The organism is Frigoribacterium sp. AP1 (assembly GCF_056680555.1).
In genome coordinates, this window is sequence record NZ_CM155288.1 from 392,806 (window position 1) to 409,961 (window position 17,156).

Below are 17,156 nucleotides of genomic sequence, written 5' to 3' on the forward strand. Positions count from 1 at the left end.
GACGTCCGTGCCGTGGCGGCTCGCCCCGGTGCGCCCGCCGGGCTCAGCCGAGCGACTTCTGCAGCTTCTCGGTCAGCTCGGCCTGGTCGAAGTGGTTCTGGATGACGATGACGTCGGCGAACGTGGAGCCGATGGCCTCGACGAACTCGGCCGACGTGAGGATCACTTGCGCGTCGTCGCCGACCGAGGCGATCGAGCCGATGTCGGCCGCGACGACGTCGGCCTCGATGTCGAGCTTGGCCAGGACGCGTTCGGCGTTGACCTTGAGGATTCCGCTGCTGCCGATGCCGGCGCCGCAGATGGTGACGATCTTCATGGGGCTGTCTCGATCCGTCGTGGGAGGGTCAGGCGGGGACGCCCATCAGCCGACGCACCTCGTCGACCGAGGTGGCGGCCGCGAGGGCGGGGATGACGGAGGCTTCGTTGAAGACGTTCGCGAGGTCGGCGATCGATTCGAGGTGGCCCCCGACCGTGACGATCGCGAGGCCGAGGACCACGCTGACCGGGTCGTTGTGCGGGTGCCCGAACGGGACGGGCTCGGCCAGGGTCACGACCGCCAGCCCGTCACGGACCACGTCGTCGCCCGGACGAGCATGGGCCAGCACGAGGCCGGGCGCGATGACCACGTAGGGGCCGTGCTCGTCGATCATGCGGACCATCTCGTCGCCGTAGCCCTCGCGGGCGGCACCGGAGTCGACCAGCGCGTGCCCCGCGACACGGACGGCCTCACGCCAGTCGGCGACCTCGGCACCGATGACGACCGCCTCGTCGGGCAGCGGGGGGAGCGCCATGCTCAGACCCCCTCGAAGCCGGCGGTGATGCGGTCGGCCAGTGCTTCACGGTCTTCGAGCGGGAGGAAGCACGACGCGGCGGCGTTGAGCTGGAACGTCTCGTGGTCGTCGAGGTCGTAGTCGAAGGCCTGGCTGAGGAGGGCGAGCTCTTTGCAGAGGCTCGTGTCGCTCATCAGGCGGTTGTCGGTGTTGACCGTCACGCTGTAGCCGAGCTGGTAGAGCAGGTCGAAGGGATGGTCGTCGAGGTCCGTGCCCCAGGCGGCGACGGCACCGGTCTGCAGGTTGGACTGCGGTGACAGCTCGAGCGGAATCTCGCGGTCGCGCACCCAGGAGGCGATCGGCCCGATCTCGACCGTCGAGGTCGACCCCTTGCTCGCGACGACGCGGATGTCCTCGGCGATGCGGACTCCGTGGCCGAGCCGGAGGGCCCGCCCGTCGATCAACGCACCGCGGATGCTGTCGAGACCGTCGGCCTCGCCCGCGTGCACCGTGACGGGCATGAACTCTCGTGCCAGCAGGTCGAAGGCGACCTTGTGGTCGGCGGCCGGGTACCCGGCCTCGGGCCCGGCGATGTCGAAGGCCAGCACGCCGTTCTCGCGATGGCGGACCGCGAGCTGGGCGATCTCGAGCGACCGCTCGCCCTGGCGCAGCGCACTGAGGATCTGGCCGACCGAGATCTCGTACCCGTCGGCGGCCAACGACCGTACGGCCGACGCGAAGCCCGTCTGCACGGCCTCGACCGCCTGGTCGAGGGTGAGCCCCTGCCGCTGGTGCTGCTCGGGGGCCCAGCGCACCTCGGCGTGGACGACGCCGTCGGCGGCCAGGTCGAGGACGAACTCGTGGGCGACGCGGGTCAACTGCTCGGCGGTCTGCATGACCGCGACCGTGAGCTCGAAGGTCGCGAGGTAGTCGACGAGGGTGCCGGAGTCGGCGTTCTCGACGAACCAGCGGCGCAGCGCCTCGGGGTCGGACGCAGGGAGGTCGATGCCGGCCTCGACCGCCAGGTCGACGACGGTCTCGGGCCGGAGGCCCCCGTCGAGGTGGTCGTGCAGCGACACCTTCGGAAGGGCCGCGAGCCGCGGGCCCCCGTTCGGCAGCCGGTAGTCCTTGTCGGGAGCGCTCATGCCCTCAATCTACTAGCGGTCCGGCCGACGACTCTGGACGCGCGCCACGAGAGCGGTGCGCGCGCCTCGAGAACCGGCACCGCGCCTCCTGGACGGAGGCGCGGTGCCGGGGGACGTGCGTGGGACGTGGCCGGGTCAGCCGATCCGCTCGGCGACGATGGTGCGCGCCGCCGGAGCCTCGTCGCCGATCGTCCACGCCCCGTCGACGGCGTCGAGGGCACGCTCGAAGCGCCCGGGCTCGTCCGTGTGCAGCGTGAACAGGGGCTGGCCCTCGGTGACCCGGTCGCCCGGCTTCGCGTGCAGCTCGATGCCCGCGGCCGCCTGCACCGGGTCCTGCTTGCGGGCACGACCGGCGCCGAGACGCCAGGCACCGATGCCGAACGGCAACGCGTGCTGCTCGGTCAGATAGCCGGTGCGCTCGGCGGTGACGACGTGCGTCTCGCGGGCGGTCGGCAGGGCTGCGTCGGGGTCGCCGCCCTGGGCGCGGATCATGCGCTTCCAGGCGTCCATCGCGCGGCCGTCGTCGAGGGCGGCCTCGACGTCGGCGTCGGGTCGACCCGCCAGGGTCAGCATCTCGCGGGCGAGGGCGACGGTGAGCTCGCGGATGTCGGCCGGGCCGCCTCCGGCGAGGGTCTCGACCGACTCGCGCACCTCGAGGGCGTTGCCGATGGTCAGGCCGAGCGGCACGTTCATGTCGGTGAGCAGGGCGGTCGTCGCGACGCCGGCATCGGTGCCGAGGTCGACCATCGTGCGGGCCAGCTCACGCGACCGCTCGATGTCCTGGATGAACGCGCCCGAGCCGAACTTGACGTCGAGGACGAGCGCCGCGGTGCCCTCGGCGATCTTCTTGCTCATGATCGACGACGCGATCAGCGGGATGGCCTCGACGGTGCCCGTGATGTCACGGAGCGCGTAGAGCTTGCCGTCGGCGGGGGCGAGGCCCGACCCGGCGGCGCAGACCACGGCGCCGCTGTCGGCCATGATCTCGCGCATGCGGTCGTTCGAGATCGACGCCTGCCACCCCGGGATCGACTCGAGCTTGTCGAGCGTGCCCCCGGTGTGACCGAGTCCCCGGCCCGAGAGCTGGGGCACGGCGACGCCGAACGAGGCGACCAACGGGGCCAGCGGCAGGGTGATCTTGTCGCCGACGCCACCGGTCGAGTGCTTGTCGACGGTCGTCTTGCCGAGCCCGGTGAAGTCCATCGTCTCGCCCGACCGGATCATGGCCATCGTCATGTCGCGGATCTCGCGGCGCTCCATGCCGTTGAGGAAGATCGCCATGGTGAGCGCAGACATCTGCTCGTCCGCCACGTAGCCGCGCGTGTACGCGTCGATCAGCCAGTCGATCTGCTCGGTGCTGAGGGCGTCGCCACCCCGCTTGACGCGGATGAGGTCGACGGTGTCGAACGGTTCGACGGCGTTCTGGGTCACGGTGGGGCTCCTAGCGGTGGTGCGGTGGGTAGTGCGGCCGTCGGCGCGACGCGGACGCCGCGACGGGGACGGACGAGGAGGCGCGGGTCAGCTCTGCGAGGCGCGGTACTGCTCGAGTTGGCGCGGCCCGAACGCGTCGGGGATCACCTCGTCGATGGTCTTGAAGCCCGAGACGGTGTCGAGCACCATGGCCTCGTCGGAGTGTTCGTAGAGCAGCTGACGGCAGCGACCGCAGGGCATGAGGACCCCACCGTTGCCGTCGACGCAGGCGAAGGCGACCAGGCGGCCGCCCCCCGTCATGACGAGGTCGGACACGAGCGAGCACTCGGCGCAGAGGGTGATGCCGTACGAGGCGTTCTCGACGTTGCAGCCCGAGACGATGCGTCCGTCGTCCGTGACGGCCGCGGCCCCCACGGGGAACTTCGAGTACGGGACGTACGCCTTGCGCATGGCGTCTCGGGCGGCCTCGCGGAGGGCGTCCCAGTCGGTCTCGGCGACGACCGACTCGCTGCTGCGGCCCGTCACGACTTGATGTAGGGCTTGCCCGAGGCCGCGGGGCCCCGGGACTGCCCGACCAGGCCGGCGACCGCGAAGATCGTCACGACGTACGGCAGCATCAGCATGAACTCGCTGGGCACCGGCGAACCGATGGCCCCGAGCACGTTCTGCAGGTTGCTCGCGAAACCGAACAGCAGCGCGGCGAGCGTGGCCCGGATCGGGTCCCACCGGCCGAAGATGACCGCCGCCAGGGCGATGAAGCCCGCGCCCGCCGTCATCTCTTTCTGGAAGTTGCCGAGCGAGCCGAGCGTGAAGTACGCCCCGCCGAGGCCGGCGATGGCCCCCGCGAGCGAGACGTTCCAGAAGCGGGTGGCGTTGACCTTGATTCCCACGGTGTCGGCCGCCTGGGGGTGTTCGCCCACCGAACGGAGGCGCAGCCCCCACCGGGTGCGGAACAGACCGTAGAAGACGACCGCGATCGCGATGTACATCAGGTAGACGATGATCGTCTGGCGGAAGAAGACCGGGCCCACGATCGGGATCTGGCTGAGCACAGGGATGTCGAGCTGCGGGAAGCGCACCCCGCGGTTCAGCGACTCGGACTTCGACAGCACCTGCGAGTACAGGAAGCTGGTGAGGCCCGTGACGAGCACGTTGAGCACGACGCCGACGATGACCTGGTCGACGATGTAGCGGATGCTGAAGACGGCGAGCACCATCGACACGAGGACGCCCGCGATCATCGCCCCGACCAGGCCGACGTAGGCCGATCCGGTCGCCGAGGCGACCATCGCCGAGACGAAGGCCCCGGCGAGCAACTGCCCCTCGATCGCGACGTTGACGACGCCGACGCGCTCGCTGATGACGCCACCGAGGGCACCGAAGATCAGCGGGGTGCTGAGCGCGAGGGCACCGAGCAGCAGACCGGGCACCGGGATGGTCTGACCGGCGCTCGCCCACGTGAGGAAGCCGAGCAGGAAGAGGACGCCGAACACGGCGATCAGCCAGATCGGCACCTTCTCGAAGCGGACGGCCCTCAGCACCGCGACGACGGTGATGACGGCCAGGAGCACCGTGAGCACGATGCCCGTGCCGGCCGCCGGCAGGACCGCGTCGGGCAGGGCGAAGAAGTCCGTCGCGGTCGACAGGCGGAAGGTGCTCTCGCCGTCCCGTGCCAGGCCGAGGAACAGCACGGCGGCCACGACGGTGAAGATCGCGAACGCGATCGGGGCCTTGAGGCTGCGGGTCGTGGCCCGGGCCAGGTCGGGCGACGGCGCGGCGGGGACCGCGGTGTCAGGGGTGAGCGTGCTCACTTGGTGACCACCGCCTCCTTGTTCGAGGCCTTGCGCACCGGGCGGAGGCCCGGGGCCGGCAGACGGAAGATCGCTCGGACCAGCGGGGGCGCGGCCACGAACAACACGATGAGGGACTGCACGACGAGCACGATGTCGATCGGCACGCCGTTGGCGGCCTGCATGGAGTACCCGCCGGCCTTGAGGGCCCCGAACAGGACGCCCGCTCCGAAGACGCCCCACGGCCGCGAGCGACCCAGCAGCGCGACCGTGATCGCGTCGAAGCCGATGCCGGCGTCGATGCCCGAGGTGAAGCCGCTGGTCAGCGTGCCGAGCACCTGGGTCGACCCGGCGACGCCCGCGAGCGCACCCGAGATGAGCATCGCGTAGAGGTAGATGTTCTTGACGTTCATGCCGGCCGTGCGGGCCGCGTGCGGGTTCTCGCCGACGGCGCGGAACCGGAAGCCGAGCGTCGACCGGTTGATCAGCCACCAGACGACGGCCGTGATCACGATGACCAGCACGAAGCCCCAGTTGAGGTTGTACCGGGCGCCGAACAGGTCGGGCAGGATCGCCGTGTCGAGCGTGGCGGGCGACTTCGGGTTCGCGCTGCCCGGGGCCTGCAGCAGGCCCTGCGTGCGCAACATGAAGGCCAACAGGTAGAAGGCGATGTAGTTGAGCATGATCGTCAGGATCACCTCGTGGGCGCCGGTGCGGGCCTTGAGCAGACCGACGATGCCGCCCCAGAGCGCACCCGCGGCGATGCCGGCGGCGAGGGCGAGGGGGAGGTGCACGGCGAGCGGCAGGTGGAACGAGAAGCCCACCCAGCCGGCGGCCGCCGACGCCATCAACATCTGCCCACGGGCACCGATGTTGAACAGTCCCACGCGGAAGGCCACCGCGACGCCGAGACCGGCGGCGATGAGCGGCACGGCGTAGTTCAGCGTCTCGGTCAGCGGACGGATGCCCGCCGCGAAGCCGTCGACCCGGAAGTTGTAGATCGCGCCCTGGAAGAGCGACGAGTACGACCCGCCGACCGCGGCCCAGAACGCCTGGAAGAAGTCCGCCGGGCGCGAGAAGAAGTAGCCCAGCGTGCCCTGCACGGTGGTGTCGGTGAAGCCGATCAGCAGGCCCGAGACGACGAGGGCCAGCACGACGGCGAGCACCGAGATGACGGCGTTGCCGGTCGTGATCTCTCGCAGGAGGCGCGAGCCGCGTCCCTCGGTCGACTCCGGTGACGACGGGGCGGGTGGTGTGCCCGGGCCCTGCGTGGTGGTCGTGGCGTCGCTCACGCTGCCTGCTCCGTTCCCAGCGGCATCTCGCCGGCCATCATGAGCCCCAGCACGTCGCGAGGGGTGTCCGCCGGCACGATGCCGACGATGGTGCCGCGGTACATCACGGCGATGCGGTCGGCCAGGGCGGCGACCTCGTCGAGCTCGGTCGAGACGACGATCACGGGCACGCCCTGGTCGCGGGTCTCGACGATGCGCTTGTGCACGAACTCGATCGAGCCGACGTCGATGCCGCGGGTGGGCTGGGCGGCCACGAAGAGCCGCAGGTCGCGGCTCAGCTCGCGCGCCAGCACGACCTTCTGCTGGTTGCCGCCCGAGAGGCGGCCGGCAGGGGTCGTGATGCCCTGGGTGCGGATGTCGAACTCCTTCACCTTGGCCACGGCGAAGGCCGCGAGTTCGGCGAGCTTCAGCGAGCCGCGCGTCACGAAGGGGCCGGACTGCGAGCGGTCGAGCATGAGGTTCTCGGCGACCGTGAACTCGCCGACGAGGCCGTCCTGGTTGCGGTCCTCGGGGACGAAGCCGACACCGGCGTCGAGCACCTGGCGCACGCTGCGACCGGTGATGTCGCGCCCGTCGAGCGAGACGCGGCCCTCGACACGCGGCTGCAGGCCGAGGATCGCCTCGGTCAGCTCGGTCTGGCCGTTGCCCTGGACGCCGGCGATGGCGAGGATCTCGCCTCGACGGACCGCGAACGAGACGTCGTCCACGACGACCTGCCCGATCGGGTCGACGACACGGAGGTTCTCGACCACGAGGGCGGGCTCACCGACCTCGGCGGGGGCCTTCTGGACGGTGAGCTCGACGGCGCGTCCGACCATGAGCGAGGCGAGCTCGGCGTTCGAGGCGGTCGGCTCGGCCTCGCCGACGACCTTGCCCAGGCGGATCACGGTGATGCGGGTGGCGACCTCTCGCACCTCGCGCAGCTTGTGGGTGATGAAGACGATGGCCGTGCCGGCGTCGCGCAGCTGACGCATGATGACCATGAGCTCGTCGGTCTCTTGCGGTGTCAGCACGGCGGTGGGCTCGTCGAACACGAGCACCTTCGCGTCGCGGGACAGGGCCTTGATGATCTCGACACGCTGCTGCACACCGACGGGCAACTCTTCGACCAGGGCGTCGGGGTCGATGTCGAACCCGAACCGGCTGCTGATCTCACGCACCTTGGCGCGGGCCGCGGCGAGGTCGAGCCGGCCGCCGGACTTGGTCTCTTCGTGGCCGAGCATGACGTTCTCGGCGACGGTGAACACGGGTACCAGCATGAAGTGCTGGTGCACCATGCCGATGCCGGCACCCATGGCGTCGCCCGGGCCCGAGAAGTGCTGGACGGCGTCGTCGAGCAGGATCTCGCCCTCGTCGGCCTGGTAGAGGCCGTAGAGGACGTTCATCAGCGTGGACTTGCCGGCGCCGTTCTCGCCGAGAAGGCAGTGGATCTCGCCGGGCTCGACGGTCAGGCTGATGTGGTCGTTGGCGGTCAGTGCGCCGAATCGCTTGGTGATGCCCCGCAGTTCGAGCTTCATCTCAGGTGGCTACCTCGGGTCTTGGCATTCGGGTGGGGTCGGACGGCGCCGGCTCGGCGGCCCGCCCACGGGCGTTGAGAGGGCCGGGAGCGACGGGGTGACCGTCGCTCCCGGCCCTGGGTCAGTCGATGCTAATCGATGACGGGAGGTGCTTTCGTCAGCTGGTGAGCGCCGACGGCGACTCGACCTCGATCGAGCCGTCGATGATGCCGGCCTTGATCGTGTCGAGCTCGTCCTGCAGACCGGGGTCGACCTTGTCGGCGTAGTCGTGGAACGGGGCGATGCCGACGCCGTCGTTCTCGAGCGTGCCCACGTAGGGCGTGCTCGAGAACTTGTCCTCGCTGGCCTGCGTGACGACCGCGTCGGTCGCCTGCTTGATGCCCTTGAGCACCGAGGTGAGGAAGAGGTCCTTGTTGGCGCTGTCGGTCTCGTAGGTGTCGCTGTCGGCACCGACCAGGACGACGTCCTTGCCCGAGTCGCGGATCGCCTCGGCGGCGCTCTGGTAGATCGGACCGCCGACCGGCAGGATGACGTCGGCGTCCTGCTCGATCAGCGTCTGGGCGCTCTGCTTGGCCGTGGTGCCGGCCTCGAAGCCACCGGTGAAGGTGCCGGTCTGCGAGTCGACGTCCCAGCCGACGACCTTGACGTCCTTGCTCTTCTCCTCGTTGTAGTACTTCACGCCGTCGGCGAAGCCGTCCATGAAGATGGTGACGGTCGGGAACTGCATGCCGCCGAAGGTGCCCACGACACCCGTCTTCGAGTAGCTGGCCGCCGCGTAGCCCGCGAGGAAGGCGGCCTCGGAGGTGTTGAAGGTGATCGGCTGCACGTTGTCGGCCGTGATCGACGCGTCGTCGATGGTGGCGTAGTTGATGCCCGAGTTCGCCTCGGCCGCCGACTTGGTGGCGTCGGCGAGTGCGAAGCCGACCGTGACGATCAGGTTGCAGCCCTGGTCGGCGAGGTTCGACAGGTTCGCGTCGTAGACCGTCTCGTCGGCCGACTCGACCGTCTTGGGGGTCGACCCGATGGCCTTCGCGGCCTCGGTGAGGCCCTCGTAGCCGAGCTGGTTGAACGACTTGTCGTCGAAGCCGCCGGCGTCGGAGACCATGCAAGGGACGAAGTCGCTCGAGGCGCCGCTGGTCGAGCCAGAGCCGCTCTCGGGGGCCGAGGCACAGCCGGCCAGGATGACGGCGGTGCTCGCCAGGGCGAGGCCGCTGAGCACGGCCTTGCGCGCAGTTGTAGTCAAGTTGTCCTCCAGGGTGCAGCCCGGCACGAGGCGCGCCGGGTGGGTATGGCTGACAGGTTACCTATTGTGACGAGCGCCGCCGACCGTCGGGTGGTAGTGATGCCGAGGCGTTACACAGTCGCGACCACGACTTAACGAACACGAAACGTCCACGACCCCGGAGGGGCTCAGAGGACGTCGCTGCGCCCGCTGAGCTTGAGGGCGTCCACGACGCTCTTGACGCGTTGCGCGTTCGCCGTCGTCGTGACGAGCAGCGCGTCCGGGGTGTCGACCACGATGATGTCGTTGACGCCGATCAGCGAGATCAGGCGGCCGCTGTTGCCGACGACGATTCCGCTCGAGCTGTCGGCCAGCACGCGGGCGTTCTCGCCGAGGATGGCCAGGTCGCTCTTCCGGCCGCCGGCGTGCAGCTTGGCGATGGACGCGAAGTCGCCGACGTCGTCCCAGTCGAAGTCCCCGGGCACGACGGCCAACCGGCCCGCCGCGGCAGCCGGTTCGGCGACCGTGTAGTCGATGGCGATCTTCTCGAGGCCGGGCCACACCTTGTCGACGACGGCACCGCGCTTCGGGGTGTCCCATGCGGCCGCGAGCTCTTCGATGCCCTCGAGCAGGTCCGGCCGGGTCTCGCCCAGCTGCTCGAGCAGCCGGTCGGCGCGCGAGATGAACATGCCGCCGTTCCAGAGGTAGTCGCCTCCGGAGACGTAGCGTTCGGCCGTCTCGAGGTCGGGCTTCTCGACGAAGGACTCGACCGTGCGGGCGCTGGGTGCCCCCTCGATGTCGAGGGGCGCCCCGACGTGGATGTAGCCGAACCCGATCGCGGGCTCGGTGGGGGTGATGCCGATCGTGGCGATGTATCCCTCGTCGGCGGCGACGATGGCCTCGCGGACCGCGCGACCGAAGCCGCGGGTGTCGGCGATGACGTGGTCGGCGGCGAACGAGCCGATGATGACGTCCGGCTCGCGCCGACGGAGCACGGCGGCGGCCAGACCGATGGCCGCGGTGCTGTCCTTGGGCTCGCTCTCGAGGACGACGTTGTGGTCGGCGAGACCGGGCAACTGCGACTCCACCGCGGCGCGGTGCGCCCGCCCGGTGACCACCATGATGCGCTGGTCGCCGTTGAGCGGGGCGAGGCGGTCCCAGGTGCCGCGCAGCAGGGTCGAGCCGCTGCCCGTGAGGTCGTGCAGGAACTTCGGCGCGTCGGCCCGGCTGAGGGGCCAGAGCCGGGACCCGATGCCGCCCGCCGGGATGATGCTGTAGAACCGGTCGAGGCTTTCCTGGATCGTCATGCGTTCACCTTATCGACGCCCCTCCTCCATGCCGCCGATCCCCTCCCGCCACCGTCGCCGGTGAGGCTCGCAGCACGAGCAGTCCGAGGAGGACCGATGCGAGTCGTGATCGTGACCGAGAGCTTCCTTCCCACCGTCAACGGGGTCACCACGAGCGTGCTACGCGTGCTCGACCACCTGGCCCGACGCGGGCACGAGGCCCTGGTCATCGCCCCGGCCGGGCGCGGGACCACGAGCTACGCCGGCTTCCCGGTCCACCGGGTGCCGTCGGTGGCCTACCGTCAGTTCCCGGTCGGCCTGCCGAACCCGCAGGTCGCGGCCGCCATCGCCGGCTTCCGACCCGACGTCGTGCACGTCGCCTCGCCGTTCCTGCTCGGTGCCCAGGCCATCGCCGCGGCCGCCCGCCTGGGCGTGTCCTCGGTCGCCGTCTTCCAGACCGACGTCGCCCGGTACGCGGGGACGAACGGGCTCGGGCTCGGCTCGGCCGTCGCCTGGCGGCTCGTGCGCCGCATCCACGACCAGGCCACGACGACGCTGGTCCCCTCGCGCGCCTCCCTCCGCGACCTCGAGACGGCCGGCGTGGGCCGGCTCGCCACCTGGGGCCGGGGGGTCGACTCGGCCCTGTTCCACCCGAACCGCAAGTCGGGCGACGCGGTCCGTGCCCTGCGCGAGAGCTGGGGCGCACCCGACCGCGTGCTCGTCGGCTACGTGGGTCGCCTGGCCCCCGAGAAGCAGGTCGAGCGACTCGCCGCCCTGCGCCCCCTGCGGGAGGCGCGCCTCGTGGTCGTCGGCGGCGGCCCCTCGCTGCCCGCCCTGCGCCGCCGCCTTCGGCACCTCGACCCGGTCTTCACCGGTCCGCTGCACGGCGAGGACCTCGCCGACGCCTACGCGGCCCTCGACGTCTTCGTGCACACGGGCTCGACCGAGACCTTCGGCCAGACCGTGCAGGAGGCCCACGCCAGCGGACTGCCGGTCGTGGCCCCGGCCGCGGGCGGACCCCTCGACCTGGTGCGGCACGGCGTCGACGGGTTCCTCTTCGACCCCCGCCACGACCATTCGCTCCGCCGGAGCGTCCGCAGCCTGGTCTCCTCGGACGAGCTGCGGGCCCGCTTCGGAGAGGCCGGGAGGCGCGTGGTCGTCGGACGCACGTGGGAGACCCTCGGCGACGAACTCGTCGAGCACTACCGACGCGCGGTGGCGAGCGTCCGCGACCGGGGCGAGCGCGCCTCCGTCCGCTGATCGCGTGCGGGCCGACGGGTCCGTCTTGTCTCGACGTCGAACGACTTCGGCGGGGCGGGGCGGCGGCCCCGCTCGGCGGGAACATAGACTGGACGGGTTCTGAGAACGCCACCAGCGGACACGGCTGTCCCTCGTACCGACCGAGCGAGAGCGTCGTCCGCCCCATCCGCGAGGAGAAGTGCTCATGGCCGAGCAGTCGACGGGAACGGTCGCATCACCGGCAGGCAGACCGGGTGCACCGAAGATCAGCGCGCCCAAGGCGCCCGGGAAGATCGCCGGCACCCTCTACCGGGGCCGTGAGGGCATGTGGTCGTGGGTACTGCACCGCATCACCGGCGTGAGCATCTACTTCTTCCTGCTCGTGCACATCCTCGACACCGCCCTCGTGCGGATCAGCCCCGAGGCCTACAACGCGGTGATCGGCACCTACAAGAACCCGATCATGGGGCTCGGCGAGACCGGTCTGGTCGCGGCGATCCTGTTCCACGCCCTGAACGGCCTGCGGATCATCCTGATCGACTTCTGGGGCCCGGGCACCAAGTACCAGCGCGTCATGTTCTGGATCGTCATCGGCCTCGCCGTGGTCCTGTTCGCCGGTTTCGCGCCGCGCCACCTGATGAACGTCTTCTCGGAGTAGAGCCATGACCACCCAGACCGTCGAAGCCCCGCGCTCGGCCCGCGCGGCCCAGCGCTCCACCAACTACGAGAAGTGGGGCTGGATCTACATGCGCGCCAGCGGCCTGCTGCTCGTCGTGCTCGTGTTCGGCCACTTGTTCATCAACCTGCTCGCGAGCGAGGGGGGCGTCAAGGCGATCGACTTCGCGTTCGTGGCCGGCAAGTGGGCGAGCCCCTTCTGGCAGGTCTACGACACCCTCCTCCTGTGGCTCGCACTGATCCACGGCACGAACGGCATGCGCACGATCGTCAACGACTACGTGTCGAAGCCCACGGTGCGCAAGGTGTTGCTCGTGACGCTGCTCGTCTCGACCGTCGTCCTGCTCGTCCTCGGCACGCTCGTGATCTACACGTTCGACCCATGCCCCGCGAACGCCCCGGCCGACCTGCTGCCGTCGTTCTGCTCCGCCGGCTAGCCACCCGGCCCACCGTCCACTCCGGCCCCCGGCCGCACGTCCCCCACCGGAAAGAACCGTGACCACACCCTCCCCCGCACCCACCAGCACCGTCGTCGACGGTGTCCACTACCACCAGCACGACATCGTCATCGTCGGGGCCGGGGGTGCGGGCATGAGGGCGGCCATCGAAGCCGGCCCGAACGCCAGCACCGCAGTGATCTCGAAGCTCTACCCGACCCGTTCGCACACCGGTGCGGCCCAGGGCGGCATGGCTGCGGCCCTCGCCAACGTCGAGGACGACAACTGGGAGTGGCACACCTTCGACACCGTCAAGGGTGGCGACTACCTCGTCGACCAGGACGCCGCCGAGATCCTCGCCAAAGAAGCGATCGACGCCGTCCTCGACCTCGAGAACATGGGCCTGCCGTTCAACCGCACACCCGAGGGCAAGATCGACCAACGTCGCTTCGGCGGCCACACGGCCGAGCACGGCAAGAACCCCGTCCGACGGGCTTGCTACGCCGCCGACCGCACCGGGCACATGATCCTCCAGACCCTGTACCAGAACTGCGTCAAGCACGGCATCAACTTCTTCAACGAGTTCTACGTCCTCGACCTCATCATGGGCGAGATCGACGGCGAGGAGCGCCCGGCCGGTGTCATCGCCTACGAACTCTCGACCGGCGACCTGCACGTGTTCCAGGGCAAGGCCGTCATCTTCGCCACCGGTGGCTTCGGCAAGATCTACAAGACGACGTCCAACGCGCACACCCTGACGGGTGACGGCGTGGGCATCATCTGGCGCAAGGGCCTGCCGCTCGAGGACATGGAGTTCTTCCAGTTCCACCCGACCGGCCTCGCCGGGCTCGGCATCCTGTTGAGCGAAGCGGCCCGTGGTGAGGGTGCGATCCTGCGCAACAGCGAGGGCGAGCGCTTCATGGAGCGTTACGCCCCCACCATCAAAGACCTGGCGCCCCGCGACATCGTGGCGCGCTGCATGGCCACCGAGATCCGCGAGGGCCGTGGCGCCGGCCCGCACAAGGACTACGTCTACCTCGACATCACGCACCTCGACCCGGCCGTGATCGACGCCAAGCTGCCCGACATCACCGAGTTCGCCCGCACGTACCTCGGCGTCGAGCCCTACACCGAGCCCGTACCCGTCCTGCCGACCGCCCACTACGCCATGGGCGGCATCCCGACGAACGTCAAGGCCGAGGTGCTGCGCGACAACACCACGGTCGTGCCGGGCCTCTACGCCGCCGGCGAGTGCGCCTGCGTCAGCGTGCACGGATCGAACCGGCTCGGCACGAACTCGCTGCTCGACATCAACGTCTTCGGCAAGCGGGCCGGCAACAACGCCGTCGAGTTCGTGAAGGACGCCCCGTTCGTGCCCCTGCCGGCCGACCCCGCCGGCTTCGTGCGCGGTCTCGTCGAGGACGTCCGCAACGCCACGGGCACCGAGCGCATCGCGACGCTGCGCAAAGAGCTGCAGGACAGCATGGACCGGAACGCCCAGGTGTTCCGCACCGAAGAAACGCTGGACGAGGTCACCCACGTGATCGCCGACCTGCGCGAGCGGTTCAAGAACATCTCGGTGCAGGACAAGGGCAAGCGCTTCAACACCGACCTGCTCGAGGCGATCGAGCTGGGCTTCCTGCTCGACCTGGCCGAGGTCGTCGTCTACTCGGCACGCTCGCGTCAAGAGAGCCGCGGCGGACACTTCCGCGAGGACTACCCCACCCGCGACGACGAGAACTGGCTCGTCCACACGATGGCGTACCTGACCGGCGACGCCCACTCGTCGTTGGCCGGCGACCACATCCGGCTCGACACCAAGCCCGTCGTGATCACGAACTACCAGCCGATGGAACGGAAGTACTGACATGAGCACCGCTGTCCTCGAGAACAAGCCCCAGGGCTCCGACGCCGTCCCCACGTTCACGGCCACGCTGATCATCCGTCGTTTCGACCCCGAGGTCGACGACGAGCCCCGTTGGCAGGACTTCGACGTCCAGGTGCTGCCGACCGACCGTGTGCTCGACGCCCTGCACCAGATCAAGTGGGAGCAGGACGGCTCGCTGACCTTCCGCCGCTCGTGCGCCCACGGCGTCTGTGGCTCGGACGCGATGCGCATCAACGGCCGCAACCGGCTGGCCTGCAAGACCCTGATCAAGGACCTCGACATCTCGCAGCCGATCTACGTCGAGGCCATCAAGGGCCTGCCGCTCGAGAAGGACCTCGTCGTCGACATGGAGCCCTTCTTCCAGTCGTACCGCGAGATCCAACCGTTCCTGATGGCGTCGTCGAAGCCCGAGAAGGAGCGCCTGCAGAGCGCCACCCAGCGCGAGCGTTTCGACGACACGACGAAGTGCATCCTCTGCGCCGCGTGCACGTCGAGCTGCCCCGTGTTCTGGACCGACGGGCAGTACTTCGGCCCCGCGGCGATCGTCAACGCGCACCGCTTCATCTTCGACTCGCGCGACGAGGGCGCCCAGGTCCGCCTCGACATCCTCAACGACAAAGAGGGTGTCTGGCGCTGCCGCACCACGTTCAACTGCACCGAGGCCTGCCCGCGGGGCATCCAGGTGACCCAGGCCATCGCCGAGGTCAAACAGGCCGTGCTACGCGGTCGCGCCTGACGGCGAGACGCCGACACGCGAGAGGGCCCGACCACTTGGTGGTCGGGCCCTCTTCTCGTGTCACCCGTCGTGGCGGTGCCTGGGTGACTGTCGCCGCCCGGTCAGTCGTCCTCGACGATGCACGCGGCCTCGAGGCCGAGAGCGAGGCGCAGCGCGACCGACACACCCGTCTCGCCCTCGTCGCCCCACGGGGCGACGGCGTCGATCCAGAACACCGGGAGGCGCACCGAGGGCGGATCGGGCAGCAGGCGTTCGAGCTCGCCCGCCTCGGTCAGCTCCGCCGCCTGGTAGACGGTGAGCAGGGGCACGCCGCCCACCGCGAACACCTGGAGGGCGTCGCCGCCGTCGATCTCACGCACACCGAGCGACCCGTCGACCGCGTGGGCCGCGGAGGCGAGATCGAGCTGGTCGTACACGTGCGGACTCAGGATGGTGATGTCGCGGGGCATCAGGCCTCGTCCTCGGCCGGACGCCCGGTCTCGATCTCGGTCTCGGCCTCGGCCTCGGTCGCGGTCTCGTGCAGCAGGTCGAGTTCGTGCAGGTCTTCCTCCCACGCCTGGAGCAGCGGGCTGGCGACGAGCTGGGCGAGCCGCTCGGGGCCGACGGCCTCGAGCGTGCGGTGGAGGGCGTTCCAGCCCGAGGTGGCCGCGTCACCCAGGGGCACGACGAAAGCGGGGAGGCGAGGACGGCCGACCACGACGACGGGCCGTTCGGCGTCGAGGGCGGAACGTTCGAGGCCGAGCCGTCGGACGGACGGCGCCCCGATCAGCAGGGCGACCGGGTTCGGCGGCGGGTAGGTGACCGCCCGGACGCACCGGTCGGACTCGCCCTCGCGGGCGATGACCAGGGCGAAGGTCGGCAGCGACGACTCGGCGATGTGGCCGAGGGCGTCGGTCAGTCGCGCGATCGCGTCGTCGAGCGACCCCTCGGTCACGTCGACCGTCAACGCCGTGGTCTCTTCGATGCCGTGGTCGGTGACCCGAGCGGTGATCGTCGCCGAGAGGTGCGGCCCCTCGACGACGACCCGGACGGTCTCGGGGGCCTGATGGCGCGCGTGTTGGGTCAGGACCCAGCGGTCCCAGACGTGCCCGAGGGGCTCGGTCGTCCCCCACCGGGTCGGGACGGAGCCCGAGACGGCCGCTCCCAGGGTCTCGACCGCGCCTCCGAGGCTCGTGTCGTGTGACGCCCGGTGCAGCACCGTGAGGTCGACGGTGAGCTGGCAGGTGGTGTCCACGGCATCGGCGATGATCGGCGGCGGCTCCGAGGCGGGAACCGCGGCGGCCACGTCCTGTTCGGTGGCCGCGGCGTCGACGTCGCCGTAGGGCACGCCCGTGAGGCCGTCACGAAGACGGTCCTGGTCGTCGTGGATCGCCCAGACTCCCCCGGCGGCGACCAGCGCGGCCCGGAGCCCCACCGTGAGGCGCGACCGTTCGCCGGTGACCAGGACGACACGTCGACCCGTGGCGGGTCGACCGAGGAGGTCCGCGAGCGGACGACTGAGTCGGACGACGCGAGCCCTGCTGTCGACCCGGACGGCGCGCGACGTGATCGCGTCGACCATCGGATGTCGTATCGGGATGCCCACCCGTCGATTCTGCTCCGTGACGCACGGCCGCGACCGGATGCACGGCGGACTCGGACCAGCGCGGCCCGGGACGGCCCTCGCGGCCTAGGCTTGGTCCCCGTCATCGCCACCGACCCTCGAGAGGCACGCCATGCACGACGTCC

General features: G+C 70.2%; 17 protein-coding genes. 5 read left to right on the plus strand and 12 right to left on the minus strand.

Going from position 1 to position 17,156, the window contains the following annotated elements:
- Positions 1-43: 43 nt before the first annotated feature.
- The 10 genes from AC1MBW_RS01815 to AC1MBW_RS01860 form a co-directional block, all read right to left on the minus strand.
- Positions 44-316, minus strand: a complete 273-nt coding sequence (locus AC1MBW_RS01815) for a PTS sugar transporter subunit IIB (RefSeq protein ID WP_043594402.1) — start codon at positions 314-316, stop codon at positions 44-46.
- 28 nt (positions 317-344) lie between these two features.
- Positions 345-791 carry a PTS sugar transporter subunit IIA gene (locus AC1MBW_RS01820; RefSeq protein WP_054146640.1) on the minus strand — a complete coding sequence of 149 codons (447 nt, stop codon included), beginning with the start codon at positions 789-791 and terminating at the stop codon, positions 345-347.
- Between the two features lie 2 nt (positions 792-793).
- On the minus strand, positions 794-1,915 hold the full coding sequence (locus tag AC1MBW_RS01825) for an adenosine deaminase (RefSeq protein WP_054146641.1): 1,122 nt from the start codon (positions 1,913-1,915) through the stop codon (positions 794-796).
- Between the two features lie 135 nt (positions 1,916-2,050).
- Positions 2,051-3,346 carry a thymidine phosphorylase gene (locus AC1MBW_RS01830; protein WP_480025264.1) on the minus strand — a complete coding sequence of 432 codons (1,296 nt, stop codon included), beginning with the start codon at positions 3,344-3,346 and terminating at the stop codon, positions 2,051-2,053.
- 87 nt (positions 3,347-3,433) lie between these two features.
- Entirely contained in the window at positions 3,434-3,871 is a 438-nt protein-coding gene (locus AC1MBW_RS01835) for a cytidine deaminase (RefSeq protein WP_054146643.1), read from the minus strand.
- Positions 3,868-5,157, minus strand: a complete 1,290-nt coding sequence (locus AC1MBW_RS01840) for an ABC transporter permease (RefSeq protein WP_054146644.1) — start codon at positions 5,155-5,157, stop codon at positions 3,868-3,870. Before AC1MBW_RS01840 ends, AC1MBW_RS01835 begins: the two co-directional genes overlap by 4 nt.
- A complete protein-coding gene (locus AC1MBW_RS01845; RefSeq protein WP_054146645.1) occupies positions 5,154-6,428 on the minus strand; it encodes an ABC transporter permease in 1,275 nt (424 codons plus the stop codon). The genes AC1MBW_RS01840 and AC1MBW_RS01845 overlap by 4 nt, the downstream gene beginning before the upstream one ends.
- Positions 6,425-7,945 (minus strand): ABC transporter ATP-binding protein, encoded by a 1,521-nt coding sequence (locus AC1MBW_RS01850; protein WP_480025265.1) that lies wholly within the window; start codon positions 7,943-7,945, stop codon positions 6,425-6,427. The genes AC1MBW_RS01845 and AC1MBW_RS01850 overlap by 4 nt, the downstream gene beginning before the upstream one ends.
- Positions 7,946-8,102: 157 nt before the next feature.
- Positions 8,103-9,188, minus strand: a complete 1,086-nt coding sequence (locus AC1MBW_RS01855) for a BMP family lipoprotein (RefSeq protein WP_054146739.1) — start codon at positions 9,186-9,188, stop codon at positions 8,103-8,105.
- Between the two features lie 167 nt (positions 9,189-9,355).
- A complete protein-coding gene (locus AC1MBW_RS01860; RefSeq protein ID WP_055971565.1) occupies positions 9,356-10,474 on the minus strand; it encodes a mannose-1-phosphate guanylyltransferase in 1,119 nt (372 codons plus the stop codon).
- 96 nt (positions 10,475-10,570) lie between these two features.
- Here AC1MBW_RS01860 and AC1MBW_RS01865 point away from each other — a divergent pair, with 96 nt between their 5' ends.
- From AC1MBW_RS01865 to AC1MBW_RS01885, 5 genes are all read left to right on the plus strand, one after another.
- Positions 10,571-11,713 carry a glycosyltransferase family 4 protein gene (locus AC1MBW_RS01865; RefSeq protein WP_480025266.1) on the plus strand — a complete coding sequence of 381 codons (1,143 nt, stop codon included), beginning with the start codon at positions 10,571-10,573 and terminating at the stop codon, positions 11,711-11,713.
- 184 nt (positions 11,714-11,897) lie between these two features.
- Positions 11,898-12,350, plus strand: coding sequence for a succinate dehydrogenase, cytochrome b556 subunit (gene sdhC / locus AC1MBW_RS01870; protein WP_082059901.1), 453 nt, complete (start codon positions 11,898-11,900; stop codon positions 12,348-12,350).
- Positions 12,351-12,354: 4 nt separating this feature from the next.
- Positions 12,355-12,804, plus strand: coding sequence for a succinate dehydrogenase, hydrophobic membrane anchor protein (gene sdhD, locus AC1MBW_RS01875; RefSeq protein ID WP_054146649.1), 450 nt, complete (start codon positions 12,355-12,357; stop codon positions 12,802-12,804).
- Positions 12,805-12,862: 58 nt separating this feature from the next.
- The gene (gene sdhA, locus AC1MBW_RS01880) at positions 12,863-14,671 is read left to right on the plus strand and encodes a succinate dehydrogenase flavoprotein subunit (protein WP_054146650.1); all 1,809 of its coding nucleotides are present in this window, start codon (positions 12,863-12,865) and stop codon (positions 14,669-14,671) included.
- 1 nt (position 14,672) lies between these two features.
- Positions 14,673-15,428: a succinate dehydrogenase iron-sulfur subunit gene (locus tag AC1MBW_RS01885; protein ID WP_043594421.1), complete on the plus strand. Its 756-nt coding sequence runs from the start codon at positions 14,673-14,675 to the stop codon at positions 15,426-15,428.
- 101 nt (positions 15,429-15,529) lie between these two features.
- On the opposite strand, the gene AC1MBW_RS01890 is transcribed toward AC1MBW_RS01885, so the two are convergent.
- Positions 15,530-15,877 (minus strand): hypothetical protein, encoded by a 348-nt coding sequence (locus tag AC1MBW_RS01890; protein ID WP_054146651.1) that lies wholly within the window; start codon positions 15,875-15,877, stop codon positions 15,530-15,532.
- A complete protein-coding gene (locus AC1MBW_RS01895) occupies positions 15,877-16,989 on the minus strand; it encodes a DUF6177 family protein (RefSeq protein WP_480025267.1) in 1,113 nt (370 codons plus the stop codon). The genes AC1MBW_RS01890 and AC1MBW_RS01895 overlap by 1 nt, the downstream gene beginning before the upstream one ends.
- Positions 16,990-17,156: the final 167 nt, after the last annotated feature.